13 protein-coding genes are annotated in these 14,284 nt (G+C 73.6%); 4 read left to right on the top strand and 9 right to left on the bottom strand.

What is annotated here, in order from left to right:
* Nucleotides 1-67: 67 nt before the first annotated feature.
* From NLU66_RS03355 to NLU66_RS03335, 5 genes are all read right to left on the bottom strand, one after another.
* A complete protein-coding gene (locus NLU66_RS03355; RefSeq protein ID WP_259361533.1) occupies nucleotides 68-2,326 on the bottom strand; it encodes a heavy metal translocating P-type ATPase in 2,259 nt (752 codons plus the stop codon).
* Between the two features lie 87 nt (nucleotides 2,327-2,413).
* Nucleotides 2,414-2,623, bottom strand: coding sequence for a heavy-metal-associated domain-containing protein (locus tag NLU66_RS03350; protein ID WP_259361532.1), 210 nt, complete (start codon nucleotides 2,621-2,623; stop codon nucleotides 2,414-2,416).
* A 408-nt stretch (nucleotides 2,624-3,031) separates the two neighbouring features.
* Complete coding sequence (locus NLU66_RS03345) at nucleotides 3,032-5,161, bottom strand: heavy metal translocating P-type ATPase (protein ID WP_416232178.1); 2,130 nt, start codon at nucleotides 5,159-5,161, stop codon at nucleotides 3,032-3,034.
* An 83-nt stretch (nucleotides 5,162-5,244) separates the two neighbouring features.
* On the bottom strand, nucleotides 5,245-6,069 hold the full coding sequence (locus NLU66_RS03340; protein ID WP_259361531.1) for a sugar phosphate isomerase/epimerase family protein: 825 nt from the start codon (nucleotides 6,067-6,069) through the stop codon (nucleotides 5,245-5,247).
* An 85-nt stretch (nucleotides 6,070-6,154) separates the two neighbouring features.
* The gene (locus tag NLU66_RS03335; protein ID WP_259361530.1) at nucleotides 6,155-6,469 is read right to left on the bottom strand and encodes a hypothetical protein; all 315 of its coding nucleotides are present in this window, start codon (nucleotides 6,467-6,469) and stop codon (nucleotides 6,155-6,157) included.
* A 73-nt stretch (nucleotides 6,470-6,542) separates the two neighbouring features.
* Here NLU66_RS03335 and NLU66_RS03330 point away from each other — a divergent pair, with 73 nt between their 5' ends.
* Entirely contained in the window at nucleotides 6,543-7,538 is a 996-nt protein-coding gene (locus NLU66_RS03330; protein WP_259361529.1) for a hypothetical protein, read from the top strand.
* 53 nt (nucleotides 7,539-7,591) lie between these two features.
* Complete coding sequence (locus NLU66_RS03325) at nucleotides 7,592-8,416, top strand: phosphotransferase (RefSeq protein WP_259361528.1); 825 nt, start codon at nucleotides 7,592-7,594, stop codon at nucleotides 8,414-8,416.
* Between the two features lie 21 nt (nucleotides 8,417-8,437).
* Here NLU66_RS03325 and NLU66_RS03320 read toward each other — a convergent pair whose 3' ends face one another.
* Nucleotides 8,438-9,148 (bottom strand): Pr6Pr family membrane protein, encoded by a 711-nt coding sequence (locus NLU66_RS03320; protein ID WP_259361527.1) that lies wholly within the window; start codon nucleotides 9,146-9,148, stop codon nucleotides 8,438-8,440.
* 188 nt (nucleotides 9,149-9,336) lie between these two features.
* On the opposite strand from NLU66_RS03320, the gene NLU66_RS03315 reads away from it, so the two are divergent.
* Nucleotides 9,337-10,305 (top strand): aldo/keto reductase, encoded by a 969-nt coding sequence (locus NLU66_RS03315; protein WP_259361526.1) that lies wholly within the window; start codon nucleotides 9,337-9,339, stop codon nucleotides 10,303-10,305.
* Nucleotides 10,306-10,359: 54 nt separating this feature from the next.
* On the opposite strand, the gene NLU66_RS03310 is transcribed toward NLU66_RS03315, so the two are convergent.
* Complete coding sequence (locus tag NLU66_RS03310) at nucleotides 10,360-11,715, bottom strand: NupC/NupG family nucleoside CNT transporter (protein ID WP_259361525.1); 1,356 nt, start codon at nucleotides 11,713-11,715, stop codon at nucleotides 10,360-10,362.
* A gap of 81 nt (nucleotides 11,716-11,796) precedes the next feature.
* Complete coding sequence (locus NLU66_RS03305; RefSeq protein WP_259361524.1) at nucleotides 11,797-12,210, bottom strand: VOC family protein; 414 nt, start codon at nucleotides 12,208-12,210, stop codon at nucleotides 11,797-11,799.
* Nucleotides 12,211-12,298: 88 nt separating this feature from the next.
* Between NLU66_RS03305 and NLU66_RS03300 the strand changes: the two genes are divergently transcribed.
* Complete coding sequence (locus NLU66_RS03300) at nucleotides 12,299-13,039, top strand: 3-keto-5-aminohexanoate cleavage protein (RefSeq protein WP_259361523.1); 741 nt, start codon at nucleotides 12,299-12,301, stop codon at nucleotides 13,037-13,039.
* A 16-nt stretch (nucleotides 13,040-13,055) separates the two neighbouring features.
* Here the strand turns inward: NLU66_RS03300 and NLU66_RS03295 are convergent, their stop codons facing one another.
* Nucleotides 13,056-14,279 (bottom strand): MFS transporter, encoded by a 1,224-nt coding sequence (locus NLU66_RS03295; RefSeq protein ID WP_259361522.1) that lies wholly within the window; start codon nucleotides 14,277-14,279, stop codon nucleotides 13,056-13,058.
* Between the last annotated feature and the right edge of the window lie 5 nt (nucleotides 14,280-14,284).

The raw sequence follows: 14,284 nt of genomic DNA, 5'->3' as shown, positions 1-14,284 counted from the left end.
CGATCCCCTCCCGTCCCTGCGCCCAGGGTAGGCCGAGGGGTCCGGCCCCCGCCGCGCTCCCCGGCGCTCAGCGCGGGATGACGGAGCGGAAGCCGCGCAGGCGCAGGCTGTTGCCCACCACGAACACGCTCGAGAGCGCCATGGCGGCGCCGGCGAGCATCGGGTTCAGCAGGCCCAGCGCGGCGAGCGGGATCGCCGCGACGTTGTAGGCGAAGGCCCAGAAGAGGTTCACCTTGATGGTGCGCAGGGTGCGCCGGGAGAGGCGGATCGCGTCGACGGCGCTGCGGAGGTCGCCGCGCACGAGGGTGACGTCGGCCGCCTCGATCGCGACGTCGGTGCCGGTGCCCATCGCGAGGCCGAGGTCAGCCTGGGCGAGGGCGGGGGCGTCGTTGACGCCGTCGCCGATCATCGCGACGACCTTCCCCTCCCCCTGGAGGCGGGTGATGACGTCGACCTTGTCCTCGGGGAGCACCTCGGCGACGACCTGCTCGATGCCGACCTCGGCGGCGACCTGCCGGGCGACGGCGGTGTTGTCGCCGGTGAGGAGCACGGGGGTGAGGCCCAGGTCCACGAGACCGCGGATCGCCTCGGCGCTCGTGGGCTTCACGGCGTCGGCGACGACGAGCAGCCCGCGGGCCGCGCCGTCCCAGGCGACGGCGACGACGGTGCGGCCCTGCGCCTCGGCGTCGGCCTTCGCGGCGGCGAGATCCTCCGGCAGGCCGGCGGCGGAGGCGTCGAGCAGGCTCGCGCGGCCCACGGTGACCTCGTGGCCCTCCACCGTGCCGCGCACGCCGCGACCCTCGAGGTTCGTGAAGCCGGTGACCTCGGGCAGGGACCCGGCCTCCTCGGCGGCGCCGGCGGCGATCGCGCGGGCGATGGGGTGCTCGGAGGCGTGCTCGAGGGCGCCCGCGCGGCGCAGCAGCTCGGCGCGGTCGGTGCCGGGCGCGGTGACGACGTCGGTGAGGGTCATGCGGCCGGTGGTGACGGTGCCGGTCTTGTCGAGGACGACGGTGTCCACCGCGCGGGTGGACTCGAGCACCTCGGGGCCCTTGATGAGCACGCCCAGCTGGGCGCCGCGGCCGGTGCCGACGAGCAGGGCGGTGGGCGTGGCGAGGCCGAGGGCGCAGGGGCAGGCGATGACGAGCACGGCGACGGCGGCGGTGAAGGCGGCGCTCGCGGGGAACCCGGCGATCAGCCAGGCACCAAGGGTGACCAGGGCGATCGCGATGACGATCGGTACGAACACGCCGGAGATGCGGTCCGCGAGGCGCTGCACCTCGGCCTTGCCGGTCTGGGCGTCCTCGACGAGCCGCGCCATGCGGGCGAGCTGGGTCTCGGAGCCGATCCGGGTGGCGCGGACCACGAGCCGGCCGCCCGCGTTGACGGTCGCGCCGGTGACGGTGTCCCCCTCCCCCACCTCGACGGGGACGGACTCGCCGGTGAGCATCGAGGCGTCCACGGCGGAGGTGCCGGAGACGACGACGCCGTCGGTCGCGATGGTCTCCCCGGGGCGCACGACGAACTCGTCGCCGACGGCGAGCTGCGCGGTGGGCACGCGCACCTCGGTGCCGTCGCGCAGCACGGCGACGTCCTTCGCGCCGAGCTCGAGCAGGGCCCGCAGGGCGGCGCCGGCCTGCCGCTTGGAGCGCTTCTCGAAGTAGCGGCCGGCGAGGATGAACAGGGTGACCCCGGCGCCCACCTCGAGGTAGATGTTCCCGGCGCCGTCCGACGGCGCGATCGTGAGGGAGAAGCCGTGGGTCATGCCGGGCATGCCGGCGGTGCCGAGGAACAGCGCGTACAGGGACCACAGGAACGCCGCGGAGGTGCCCATCGAGATGAGCGTGTCCATGGTGGCGGCGCCGTGGCGGAGGTTGGTCAGCGCGGCCTTGTGGAAGGGCCAGGCGCCCCAGGTGATGACGGGGGCGGCGAGGGTGAGGGACAGCCACTGCCAGTACTCGAACTGGAGGGCGGGGATCATCGCGAGGGCGATGACGGGCACGGTGAGCACGGCGACGCCGATGAGCCGCTGGCGCAGGGATCGCAGCTCGGGATCCTCCGCCTCCGCGGCGTCGTCGGCCTCCGGCGCCGGCGGCGCGGGGAGGGCAGCGGTGTAGCCGGCCTTCTCGACCTCGGCGACGAGCAGCTGCGGGTCGTAGCCGCTGGGCGCGGTGACCTTCGCCTTCTCGGTCGCGTAGTTGACCGTGGCGCTCACGCCGTCGAGCTTGTTGAGCTTGCGCTCGATCCTGTTCGCACAGGAGGCACAGGTCATCCCACCGATCTCGAGCTCGATGCCGGAGTCGGCGATGAGCGGGGCGCGGCTGTCCATGGTGCTCCTGTCCTTCTGTGCGGGGTGGGGTGTGCGGTGCCGGGAGTGCGCGACGGGAGACGCCGGGGGCCCGCCGGGTGGCGTCGATCAGGCGGGGACGGCGGTGTAGCCGGCCTCCTCGACGGCGCCGATGACGGCCGTGTCCTCGAGAGGTGCCGCGGCGGTGACGACGAGCCTGCCGGTCTGGTGGCTCACCTGGACGTCGGTGACGCCGGGGATCTCGCCGACCTCCTCGCGCACGGACATCTCGCAGTGCCCGCAGGTCATCCCGGTCACCTGGTACTCCTGTGCTGCCATCGAGGGCCTCCTTCGTCGATCATGCGGGGAACCCCTCCTGGGTACCCGTCCGTTGAGCAATCTATACCCCTAGGGGGTATGGGTCAAGCCGTGTGGCCACCACCATCGGACTGGCCGGCGCGCAGGTCAGGTGGGGGTGTCACAACGCTCCAGAGGTGGCGCGGAAACGAGCCATTCGCCATGACGCCACCACCGATGGATTCCCGACGGCCATGGCTCGTTTCGCGACCACTCCTGGAGCGTCGCCGCTCCTCCCTCCGCACCGGCCCCACCACAGCGTCATGGCTCGTTTCGCGACCACTCCTGGAGCGTCGCCACTCCAGCCACCGCGCCGGCCGCGATGGCCACGCCGACCACCCTCGAGCGACGCGCGCCCCAGCCACCGGTGAACGACACCCCGCTCCGTGGTCACCGGCGCGCGAGGGCGGCGGCGACGCCCGCGGCGGGACGCAGGTCCAGACGCCGCAGCAGCTGCGCGTTCAGCGCCACCACCACGGTCGAGGCGGACATCAGCAGCGCGCCCACGGACATCGGCATGACGAACCCGATCGGGGCGAGCACCCCCGCGGCGAGCGGCACGGACAGCAGGTTGTAGCCCGCCGCCCACCAGAGGTTCTGACGCATCTTGCGGTACGCGGCCCGGGAGAGCGCGATGACGGAGAGCACCGAGCGCGGGTCGGAGCTCGCGAGCACCACCCCGGCGGAGGCGATCGCGACGTCGGTCCCGGCGCCGATCGCGATGCCGACGTCGGCCCGGGCGAGGGCCGGGGCGTCGTTCACGCCGTCGCCCACCATCGCGACCTTCCGCCCCTCGGCCTGGAGGGAGGCGACCGCCTGCTCCTTGTCCTCGGGCCGCACCTCGGCGAGGACCCGGTCGATCCCGAGTTCGGCCGCCACGCGTTCCGCGACGGAGCGCGCGTCGCCGGTGATCATGACGACCTCGATGTCGAGGGCGTGCAGCGCCTCGACCGCCTCGCGGGACTCCTCGCGCACGGCGTCGGCGAGCCGCAGGGCCCCGGCGACCTCCCCGTCCCGCAGCACGTGCAGGACGATCGCGCCCTTCTCCCGCCAGGCGGCGGTGCCGGGCAGTGGGTCGAGCCCGGACTCCTCGAGCAGGCGCGGCCCGCCCACCCGGATCTCGTGCCCGTCCACGCGGGCGCTCACGCCGAGCGCGGGGGTCGAGCTGCGGTCGGTGCCCGCCGGGACCGCGAGGCCGTCGCGCTCGGCACGCTCGAGGACGGCGCGGGCGAGCGGGTGCTCACTCTCCGCCTCCGCGGCGGCCGCGAGGGCCAGCAGCTGCGGCTCGTCGAGCCCGGCGCCCGACGCCGCGAGGACCTCGGTGAGGGCGGGCTCGCCGCGGGTGAGGGTGCCGGTCTTGTCCATGAGCACGGTGTCCACGGTGCGCATCGCCTCGAGGGCGAGGCGGTCGGTGACGAGCACGCCGCCGCGGGCCGCGCGCTCGGTCGCGATGGCGACGACCAGCGGGATCGCGAGGCCCAGGGCGTGGGGGCAGGCGATGACGAGCACGGTGACCGTGCGGATCACGGCCTCGTCGGGCATGCCGAGCAGCGACCAGACGATCGCGGTGATCACGGCCGCGCCGAGAGCGAACCAGAACAGCCAGGCGGCGGCCGTGTCCGCCACGCGCTGGGCGCGCGAGGTGGAGGCCTGGGCCTCGGCGACGAGCCGGCGGATCCCGGCGAGCGCCGTGTCCTCCCCGGTCGCGGTGACCTCGATGCGCAGGTTCGAGTCCGTCGCGACGGTGCCCGCGACAACCCTGTCTCCGGCGGAGCGCTCCACGGAGCGGGACTCGCCGGTGACCATGGACTCGTCGACCTCGGCGCGGCCGCTCGCGACGCTGCCGTCGGCCGGGATCGCGGCGCCAGGCCGCACGAGGACGAGGTCACCGGGGCGCAGATCCGCGGGGCTCACGGGGACGACCCGCTCCCCCTCGATCCGCTCGGCCTCGTCGGGCAGGAGGGCGGCGAGGGAGTCGAGCGCGGAGGAGGTCTGCGCGAGGGAGCGCATCTCGATCCAGTGGCCCAGCAGCATGATGACGATCAGCAGGGCGAGCTCCCACCAGAACTCGAGCTCGTGGTGGAGCAGGCCCAGGGTCGCGCCCCAGGAGGCGACCAGGGCGACGGTGATCGCGAGCGCGATGAGCAGCATCATCCCGGGGCGGCGGGTGCGCAGCTCCGAGGCGGCGCCCGTGAGGAAGGGCCGACCGCCCCAGACGTGCATGACGGTGCCGAGCACCGGCGCGACCCAGCGCAGCCCCGGGACCAGCGGCAGCGGGTAGCCGAGGAGGTCCGCGAACATGGGCGAGAGGCCCACGACGGGCACCGCGAGGGCGAACATGATCCAGAACAGCCGACGGAACCGGCCGACATGGTCGCCGTGCCCGCCGTGTCCGCCATGCCCTCCGTGCATGTCATGGCCCGCATGCATGTCGTGCCCGGCGTGCGTGTCATGACCGGCAGGCATGTCGTGACCGGCGTGCGAGCCGTACTCCGACGGCATCCTCCGCTGTGCGTCCATGCAGCGAAGCTATACCCCCTAGGGGTATTAGTGAAGGGGTGCGCGTCCGTCGACGGCGAACACGCCGCCCCTCCCCCGGAGGCTCAGCCGAGCTCGCGCACCGCGATCTCCCGCAGCTGCGCGAGGCGGCCCCATTCGTCGTCGTCCGTCCCGGCGTAGACCAGCGACAGCCGCCCGCCGTACTCGACCTCCCGCAGCACCGCGAGGGAGCGCTGCAGATCCTCCTCGTCGATCACCCCGGGAGCGGACTCCCGTGCCTTGACCTGCGAGCACTCCGCGACACCGGCGACCGCGCCGATCCGGCGGTACTTCTCCTCGTCGTCCCAGTTGCCGGTGTCGATGAGCATGCCCACCTCGCCCTCGACCAGCTCGAGCAGGCGGCGCACGGCCTTCTCGTCCGCGAGCAGGGACTTCCAGTTCTCGGTGAGCACCCGGATCCCCGGATGCTCCGCGGCGAGCGCCCGCAGCCCTTCCGCGCTCGCCCTCAGCGTCTCCTCGCTCGGCGCGCGATCCCCCGCGGGGACCCGCACGCGCGGGGCGCCCAGGCGCTCGGCCACGTCGATCCATCCGGAGATCCACGCCCGCTGCTCCGTGCCGCGGTCCGGGTCCACGAGGTCGCCGTCGTCCACGAGGAAGCACTCGAGGTCCACGCCCGCCTCGTCGAAGGCCGAGCGCAGCTCACCGAGGTACGCATCCTCCGTGCTCGGGAGGTAGAAGTGGCACAGCTGCGCGCTGCGGAAGCCGTGCGCCGCGAGCTCACCGGGCAGCTCGAGCAGCGGCAGCCCGCCGCCCTCGGTGTTCTCCGTCAGCGCGCCCGAGGGCGCCGATCCCGGGGCGACATAGCGGCCCATCGTGCGGAACAGCGACCAGGTGTGCACGGCGGGGGTCGGGTCGAGCTGGTGGGCCATGGGATCTCCTGTGATCGGGGGCGGAGCTCCGATCCTTCCGGATCCGGGGCGGGCTGTCGACGACGCCGCCCGCGCTGGACGGTAGTCAGAGCTCCACGCCGGGTTGCACTGCACTCAGCACCTTGCCGTGATCACGCGCGTACGCGATCTCCCTGCGGGTCGCCTCACCCAGGTACCCGTCCTCGCTCACCACACGGACCTCATCGGCCAGGTCGATGCGCCGGAGATGGAGCTCTCCGAGCGCTTCCCGCATCCGTGGGGTCAGCTCACCCTCGGCCTCCTCAGGCCCGAGGACGATCACCCCTAGCGCGGTGAGCCTGCGGCGCTCCGCGGCGAACAGCGGCGCGAAGCGCAGCGACCCGCACAGGCACACCACCTTCGGTCGATCTGCGACAGCCATGATTCATCCTTCCCGGAGCGGTGCGAGCACCGTCGGGGCGTCCTCGATGCCACCCCCTGACTATGGTGCCCTCATGCCTGCCGTCGTCGTCCGCCCTGCCGCCCCCGACGACGTGGGAACGCCAGGCCTCCTCGACCTCCTCCCCGACCGCTGGCGCGAGGGGGACAACCGCCGCTCGCTCGTCGCGGTGAGCGGCGACGGCCGCGTGCTCGGACATTGCCGCGGCATCGACAACGTCTTCCACCCCGACTCCCGGGTGTACGTCACCGAGCTCCTACCCGATGTCGAACTCGCCCCGCTGACGTGGGCCGACGTCGCCGATGCGCTCCTCGCCGCGCAGCGGGAGGTCTCCACGCTCCCGCTCCACCTGAAGCCCGATTCGGACGATGACCGCCTCGTCGGCCTGTGCGCGCGCAACGGTGGCGTGCTGGTGCAGCTCATGCCGCCGTGGCGATACCCGGTCGACGCGGCTCTCCAGGCCTGGGCGCAGGATCATCGGAGGACGCCGGACGGTCTGCAGGCACAGGTGTCGGGCACGGACCGCACCGAGGAGATGCTCGACCTGTACGTCGAGCACTACACGGCGCAGCATGCCGCCTGGTCGCCCGCCGCAGAGCCTGCCGTCCTCCGTGAGGAGAACGCCCCCGACTTCGTGCCGGGCTCCTCCGGATCCTTCGACCCGCGGCGCAGCACGATCCTCGTGCGGGACGAGGAGCTCGTCGCGCAGGCCCTCGCCTGGCCGCCGGAGCCCGACGGCGGAGTCGAGATCTCCCTGCAGTGCCGTCCGCACGACGGTCCGTCGGCCCGCACCGACATGGAGTCGTGTCTCGCCGCCTCGATCCTCGCCGCCCCGGAGGGCTCCACCTTGCTGATCGACTCCCACGCGGGCGAGGCCCTGGAGAGCGCGATGCTGAAGGACGTGCCACGACCCGAGGGGGACCTCCCGGACACGTGGACCGCGATTGTCGCGTTCCCGGTGGCCGACGGGCCCACGCCGATCTCGCTTTCCGCAGGTCGGGTTCCCGCCGCCGCGCAGCCTTTCGCCGCTGCCCTGCACAGCGGCCGCTGACCAGCCCCAATAAACTGGACGCCAGAACAAGCTCTCGCGCCTACGCTCGGACCGTGCACCCCACCGACGCCGACCGGGCCCGACGCGCCGCCGCCGACCTCGTGAGCTCCCTCGGCCTCGAGGTCGACGAGGTCCTCGACCTCCACGACTCGAACCGCCTGACCGCGCGCCTCCTGCCCTGCGACCTCGTCGCGCGCATCGGGCCGCCCTCCTCCGGCGGCGCGCAGACCGAGCTCGACCGTGCGCAGCGGCTCGCTGAGGCCGGCGCCCCGATCGGGTTTCCTGATCCGCGCGTGCCGCCGCAGGTGCACGTGCGAGGCGGCCTCGAGATCACGCTCTGGACGCACCACCCCACGGCCTCTCGCACTGAGCTTCCCCCTGAGGAGTACACCGAGGTCCTGCACCGTCTGCACGCGGCCATGCGGCATGCGGAGCTCGACGCTCCCTCCTTCACCACCCGCGTCGACGCCGCCCTCGCACTCCTCGACGACCCCGCGCGCACGCCGCGACTGTCGGCCGCCGATCGGGTCTTCCTCCGGGAGACCCTCGTCGAGCTCTCGGCACGGGTGGACCGCAGCGACCGCCAGCAGGTGCTCCACGGCGAGCCGCACCCGGGCAACGTCCTGGACGCCGCCGACGGCCCCCTGGTGATCGACCTCGAGACCTGCTGCACGGGGCCCGTCGAGTTCGATCTCGCGCATGCCCCGGCGCAGGTCGCCGCGCACTATCCGGGCCTGGACGCCGATCTGCTCGAGGACTGCCGGATTCTCACCCGCGCCATCGCGACCACCTGGCGATGGGACCGCGAGGACTCCCTGCCCGACGGCGAGCGGCTGGGCGTCGCATGGCTCGCCGAGGTGCGCGCGCTGCGCGGGTGACAGCGTCCGGCATCGCCGCCCTCAGGCCTCCGCGATCCGCACCCCGTGACGCCGGCCCGCCCAGGTCACGCCCGCCGCGACGCCGATGATGAGGGCGGCGACGCCCACGATGGCACCGGCCACGCCGAGGTATCCGCCGGGCATCAGGTGGGGATCGAGGAAGGGGTACGGGTACCACCACGGGTCCCCGGTCATCGGGCTGACGACGAGGTTCGCGCGGAGCATCGTGTAGACCGCCCAGAGGATCGGCGGCACGGCGGCGATCCCGACGGCGCGCCACGGGAGCGCGCGGCGGCCCGGCGCGACAAGGGCGTCCAGCAGGAGGAACAGCGGGCCCACGACGTGCAGCACCTCGTTCGTCCAGACGTCGGAGCTGCCCTCGATCGGGATGGACCGCAGCACGAGGTTGTAGACCACGCCGGTGATGATCATGTAGGTGCTGACGCAGACGAGCGCGGTCGCGAGCCACGCGGGATCAGGATCGTCTCCGCGCCCACCGCGGCGGCGTCTCAGCGCGGTGCGCAGTCCCGCGAGACCCAGCACGACGACGGCGCCGATGTTGGAGAGCACCGTGAAGTAGCTGAAGTGGTTCGCGACGACCGTCGCGACGTCCCCGGCCGGGCCGGAGCCGGCGCCGAGGGCGTTGCCGATCGACAGCCCCAGCTGGCGGTTCAGCGCCGCGAGGCAGAGCACGGCCACGCCGATCCGCAGGGCGGGCCACAGTCGCGTCATCGTCAGCCTCCTGGGGGTGCTTGGGTCATCGAGAGGATCCCACGGCCCGCGCTGCCGCCGCGCCGTCCACCACGGGGACCACCCCTCGCCCCGCCCTGGCCACCGCCGCGCGGTCGGAATAGGGTTTCCCACGGCGCGACCGGCCGCCCGCCTGCGGCCCCGCCATCCCTACGAGGAGTGATCCAGAGATGCAGTACTCCCAGCTCGGACGCACCGGCGCGACCGTCTCCCGGCTCGTGCTCGGCACCATGAACTTCGGCCCGCACACCACGGAGGAGGACGCCTTCGCGATCATGGATCGCGCCGTGGACCAGGGCGTCACCTTCGTCGACACCGCGAACGTGTACGGCGGCGCGGAGCATCGCGGCTGGACCGAGGAGATCGTGGGCCGCTGGCTCGCCTCCTCCGGGCGGCGCGACGAGATCGTGCTCGCCACGAAGGTGTACGGCGAGATGGGGCCCGGCGCCAACGACCGCGGGCTCTCCGCGCTGAACATCCGCCGTGCGGTGGACGCGTCCCTCCGGCGCCTGCAGACGGACCACATCGACCTCTACCAGATGCACCACGTGGACCGGTCGACCCCCTGGGAGGAGATCTGGCAGGCGATGGACCTGCTGGTCGCGCAGGGGAAGATCAGCTACGTGGGCTCCTCGAACTTCGCCGGGTGGCACCTCGCCCAGGCGAACGAGACGGCCGCCCGGCGCGGCTCCCTGGGCCTGGTCTCCGAGCAGTCGCTGTACAACCTGCTCTCCCGGGACGTGGAGCTCGAGGTGCTGCCGGCCGCGGAGCACTACGGCCTGGGCGTCATCCCGTGGTCGCCGCTCTCCGGCGGGAAGCTGGGCGGCCGCAGCGAGAAGGGCGTCCGGCGCGGCGGCGCGGACCGTCGCCACGACCCGGCCGACGCCGCGCTCACCGCGCAGCTGGACCGCTGGGAGGCGTTCTGCGCGGAGCGGGACCTCGCGCCCGGGCAGGCGGCGCTCGCCTGGCTCCTGCACCGGCCCGGTGTGCTGGGCCCGATCATCGGCCCGCGCACCATGGAGCAGCTGGACTCGGCGCTCGACGCCTTCGAGATCGAGCTCACGGCGGAGGACCTCACCGCGATCGACGAGATCTTCCCGGGCCCCGGCGGCGCGGCCCCCGAGGCCTACGCGTGGTGATCAGCGAGGGGTGATCACCGCAGGGAGATCAGCAGCCGCTGATCACCCGCGGGGTCACCAGACGAACAGCCCCACGAGCGCGGCGGAGAGCAGCGAGACGAGGATGCCGGCGAGCAGCATCCGCCCCACGTTGCGGGAGATGAGGTCGTTCTTCTCGCGGTCCACGAGGCCCTTGAAGGCGCCGATGATCATGCCCACCGTGGAGAGGTTCGCGAACGAGGTCAGGAACACCGTGAGCACCGCCTGGTGGTGGCGGTCGTAGCCGGCGACCTCGCCGGTGATCTGCCCCATGACGACGAACTCGTTGGTGACGAGCTTGAGGCCCATCATCTGCGAGACCTCGGTCGCGGTCGCGGGGTCCAGGCCCAGCAGCATCGCGGGGACGAACAGCACGATCCCGAGGATCGCCTGCAGCGACAGCCCCGAGTGGATGAGGCCCAGCAGGTGGTTGACGAGCCCGGCGAGCGCGACGAACGCGATGACGTTCGCGAGCACGATGAGCACGATCTTCCCCGCACCCAGGATCGAGTCGCCGAGGAACGAGAAGAACGGCTCCCGCTCGGGCTTGGCGGGCTTCGTCGGCCCCGGCGCCTCCGTCGGCCCCGCGTCGGCGGCCTCCGCAGCGGTACCGGCGGCAGTGCCGACGGCGGCGCTGTCGGCGGCGGCGACGTCGGCCCCGGTCGTCGCGGCCTGCGGGGCCTCGCTCTCGACGGCACCCACGCCGACGATCACGTCCTCCTCGGCGGGGACCTCGACGGGGAACAGCAGGCTCGCCACGAGCAGCGCGTTGATGCAGTTCAGCGGCACGGCGGTGAGCACGAACTCGCCCGGCACGAGCTGCGTGTAGGCGCCGATCAGGGCGGCGGTCACGCAGCTCATCGACATCATGGCGATCGTGACGGTGCGCTGCGGGGACATGTGCTTGAGCTGCGCGCGGGAGACGGCGAGCGCCTCCGTGTTCCCCAGGAACATCATCTCCACCGCGAAGAAGGTCTCGAAGCGTGGCTGGCGGGTCACGAAGCTGAGCCCGCGGCCCACCCAGCGGATCAGCCAGGGCAGGAAGCCGATGTAGCTGAGGATGTCGAACAGCGGGACGATCAGGAGGATCGGCAGCAGGGCGCTGACCACGAAGTTCACGGGGGCGGGGTCCACGCCGGTGGGACCCACCCAGTCCTGGAGCGCGAAGCTGATGCCCTCGTAGGCGATCGCGACGAGCCAGGCGAAGCCGTCCGCCGCGGCGCGCACGACGGCCCGGCCGACGGGGAAGCTCGTGAGGAACCAGGCGATGACGACGTTCAGCGCGACCATGAGGCCCACGGACTTCCAGCGGATGCCGCGGCGGTCCTTGGAGAACAGCCAGCCGAGGCCGAGGAACACGGCGACGCCGAGGACGTTCAGTGCGAGGTACACCGGGGCTCACTTCCCGCCGGGGCGGGGATCCGGCGGCGGCCACCCTACCTGTCGGTCGCGGGCCGGTGAGGGTCTCCCTGCTCAGCCCACGAGGAGGCAGAAGGGGTGCCCCTCGGGGTCGGCCATGACGTGCAGCGGCTCGTGGGGGTCGGCGCTGCGGTCCATGAGCAGGCGGGCGCCGAGCTGCTCCGCGCGGGCGCGCTGGGTCTCGAGCGCGGCGGCGTCGGGCACGCGGAAGTCCATGTGGAGCTGCATGGGCACCTCCTCGCTGGGCCAGGTGGAGGGGCGCAGGTCCGGCTTGGCCTGGACGGCGAGCACACGATGCTCCTCGTCGTCGAGCAGCACGATCCAGTCGGTGTCGTCCGCCTGCGGGGGCGGCGGCGCCTCGTCCCCGGGGCGATAGTGCAGGCCCAGCAGGGCACGGTAGAACTCGGCGAGCGCGCGCGGCTCGCGGGCGTCGATCGCGGTGCAGCTGAGCACGGGGTACTGGGTCATGGGGCCTCCTCGCCCGGGCTCTCCACCGTAGACCGGGCGGTCGCCGCCCGCCATCGTCCTGCGCCGTCCCGGGCCGTACGCTCGGCGCATGCTGCTGACGGTCTGCGTGAACGGCGCCCGCACCCCCGAGGACCATCCCGCCCTGGTCGCGGATCCCGCGACGATCGCGGCCGACGCCGCCCGGGCGATCGCCGCCGGCGCGGGCGAGGTGCACGTGCACGCGAAGCGGCCCGGCGGCCGGGACTCGCTGCGCGCGGAGGACGTCGCCCGCTGGCTCCGCGCCTTCCGCGCAGCGCTGCCGGGGGTGCGGATCGGGCTGACGACGGGCGCCTGGGCGGCGGGCTCGTCGGCCGAGCGGCTCGCGCAGGTGCGGGCGTGGGAGGCGCTGCCGGATCTCGTCTCGGTGAACTGGCACGAGGAGGGGGCGGAGGAGGTCGCCGATCTGCTCCTCGAGCGCGGGGTGGAGGTCGAGGCGGGGCTGTGGTCCCCGGCGGCGGCGCGCGCCTGGGCGCGCTCCCCGCTCGCCCAGGGCTGCCACCGGGCGCTCGTGGAGCTCCCGGACCTCCCTGCCGGCGAGATCCGGCCGGCGGCGGAGGCGGTGCTCGTGGAGCTCGCGGCGGCGCAGCGGCGCCCGCCCGTGCTGCTGCACGGGGAGGAGCGGTCCACGTGGACGGCGACGCTGCTGGCCCTCGAGATGGGGCTCGGCACGCGGATCGGCCTCGAGGACACGCTCACCCTGCCCGACGGCACGCGCGCCGCCTCGAACGCGGAGCTCGTGGAGCGCTGCCTGGACTTCCTCGGCATCGACCCGTCGGACATGCCCTCCTGACCCGCGAGGCGGAGGCTCAGGCCCTCCCGGCGGGCTCCGCGGCGGGCTCCGCGGGCGTGGCCGACGATCGCGGCGCGGTGGACGGGGCGATCAGGGCCGCGAGGAGCACCACCACGAGCGGGACCACGAGGGCCCCGCGCAGGCCCACGTGCTCGCCCAGCAGGCCCAGGGTGGGCGGCCCCACGAGGAAGGCGAGGTAGCCGATCGTCGAGGCGAGGGCCACGCGCGCGGTGGGGTTCGGGCCGGAGTCCCCGGCGGCGGAGAGCGCGAGCGGGAAGCCGAGCGAGGCGCCGAGGCCCCACAGCACCACCGCCGTGACCGCGACCGCCTGGCTGTCCACGAAGGAGATCAGCGCCAGCCCCGCGGCGGCGAAGAGCGCGCTGACCAGCAGCACGCGGGCGCGCCCCACGCGCGCCACGATCGGTCCCCCGCCGAACCTGCCCACGGTCATCGCGGCCGCGAAGAGGGCGAACACGGTCGATCCCATGGTCGCGCCGAAGCCGTGGCCGTCGACCATGACGAGCGGCAGCCAGTCGTTCGCGGTCCCCTCGGCGAGCGCCATGGCGAGCACCACGCCGCCGATGAACAGCAGCCGCACGTCGCCGAGCAGCGCGAGCTTCGGGGCGGCGGCCTGCGCCTCCCGCTCCTCGGGTGTGGTGCGGCCGGTGCCCGCGGGGATCGCGGGCGCGGCCCACAGCAGCAGCGCGGCGCCCACGACGGCGGTGAGGCCCAGGTGCGCCGCGACGGGGAAGGCGACCGCGTTCGCGAGGATCCCGAGGCCCGCCCCGAGCACCGTGCCGAGGCTGAAGCAGCCGTGCAGGGCGGGGAGGAAGGGCTTGCCGCCGATCCGTTCGACGTCCGCCCCCTCGATGTTCATCGCGACCTCGCCGGCACCCACCCCGAGCCCGAACAGGGCGAGGCCGGCGGCGGTGACCAGGGGCTGGCCGGCCACGGCGCCGAGGGCGATCGTGGGCAGGGCGATCACCACGAGGGCGGCGCCGGTCAGCGCGACGGGCCGCGTCCCCAGGCGCATGACGAGCGGGCCGGAGGAGAGGATCCCGGCCATCGAGCCGAGCGAGAGCCCGAACAGCACCAGTCCCATCTGGGCGGTCGAGGCGCCGAGCAGGTCCCGCACCTCCGGGGTGCGGGTGACCCAGGCGGCCATGGACAGCCCGGGCAGCAGGAACAGCGCGAAGAGGGCCCAGCGGCGGCGGCGCAGGGTGGGGGCGGACGAGCTCATGGGGA

The sequence above is a fragment of the Brachybacterium sp. NBEC-018 genome (assembly GCF_024860185.1).
GTDB lineage: Bacteria > Actinomycetota > Actinomycetes > Actinomycetales > Dermabacteraceae > Brachybacterium > Brachybacterium rhamnosum.
Note: the sequence above shows the minus strand (reverse complement) of the source record. Positions and strands in the feature narration are given on the sequence as shown.

What these genes read in the sequence shown, in the direction of transcription:
- NLU66_RS03355 (WP_259361533.1), bottom strand. Translation starts at nt 2,326, where the DNA reads ATGGACAGCCGCGCCCCGCTCATCGCCGACTCCGGCATCGAGCTCGAG.
- NLU66_RS03350 (WP_259361532.1), bottom strand. Translation starts at nt 2,623, where the DNA reads ATGGCAGCACAGGAGTACCAGGTGACCGGGATGACCTGCGGGCACTGC.
- NLU66_RS03345 (WP_416232178.1), bottom strand. Translation starts at nt 5,161, where the DNA reads ATGGACGCACAGCGGAGGATGCCGTCGGAGTACGGCTCGCACGCCGGT.
- NLU66_RS03340 (WP_259361531.1), bottom strand. Translation starts at nt 6,069, where the DNA reads ATGGCCCACCAGCTCGACCCGACCCCCGCCGTGCACACCTGGTCGCTG.
- NLU66_RS03335 (WP_259361530.1), bottom strand. Translation starts at nt 6,469, where the DNA reads ATGGCTGTCGCAGATCGACCGAAGGTGGTGTGCCTGTGCGGGTCGCTG.
- NLU66_RS03330 (WP_259361529.1), top strand. Translation starts at nt 6,543, where the DNA reads ATGCCTGCCGTCGTCGTCCGCCCTGCCGCCCCCGACGACGTGGGAACG.
- NLU66_RS03320 (WP_259361527.1), bottom strand. Translation starts at nt 9,148, where the DNA reads ATGACGCGACTGTGGCCCGCCCTGCGGATCGGCGTGGCCGTGCTCTGC.
- NLU66_RS03315 (WP_259361526.1), top strand. Translation starts at nt 9,337, where the DNA reads ATGCAGTACTCCCAGCTCGGACGCACCGGCGCGACCGTCTCCCGGCTC.
- NLU66_RS03305 (WP_259361524.1), bottom strand. Translation starts at nt 12,210, where the DNA reads ATGACCCAGTACCCCGTGCTCAGCTGCACCGCGATCGACGCCCGCGAG.
- NLU66_RS03300 (WP_259361523.1), top strand. Translation starts at nt 12,299, where the DNA reads ATGCTGCTGACGGTCTGCGTGAACGGCGCCCGCACCCCCGAGGACCAT.
- NLU66_RS03295 (WP_259361522.1), bottom strand. Translation starts at nt 14,279, where the DNA reads ATGAGCTCGTCCGCCCCCACCCTGCGCCGCCGCCGCTGGGCCCTCTTC.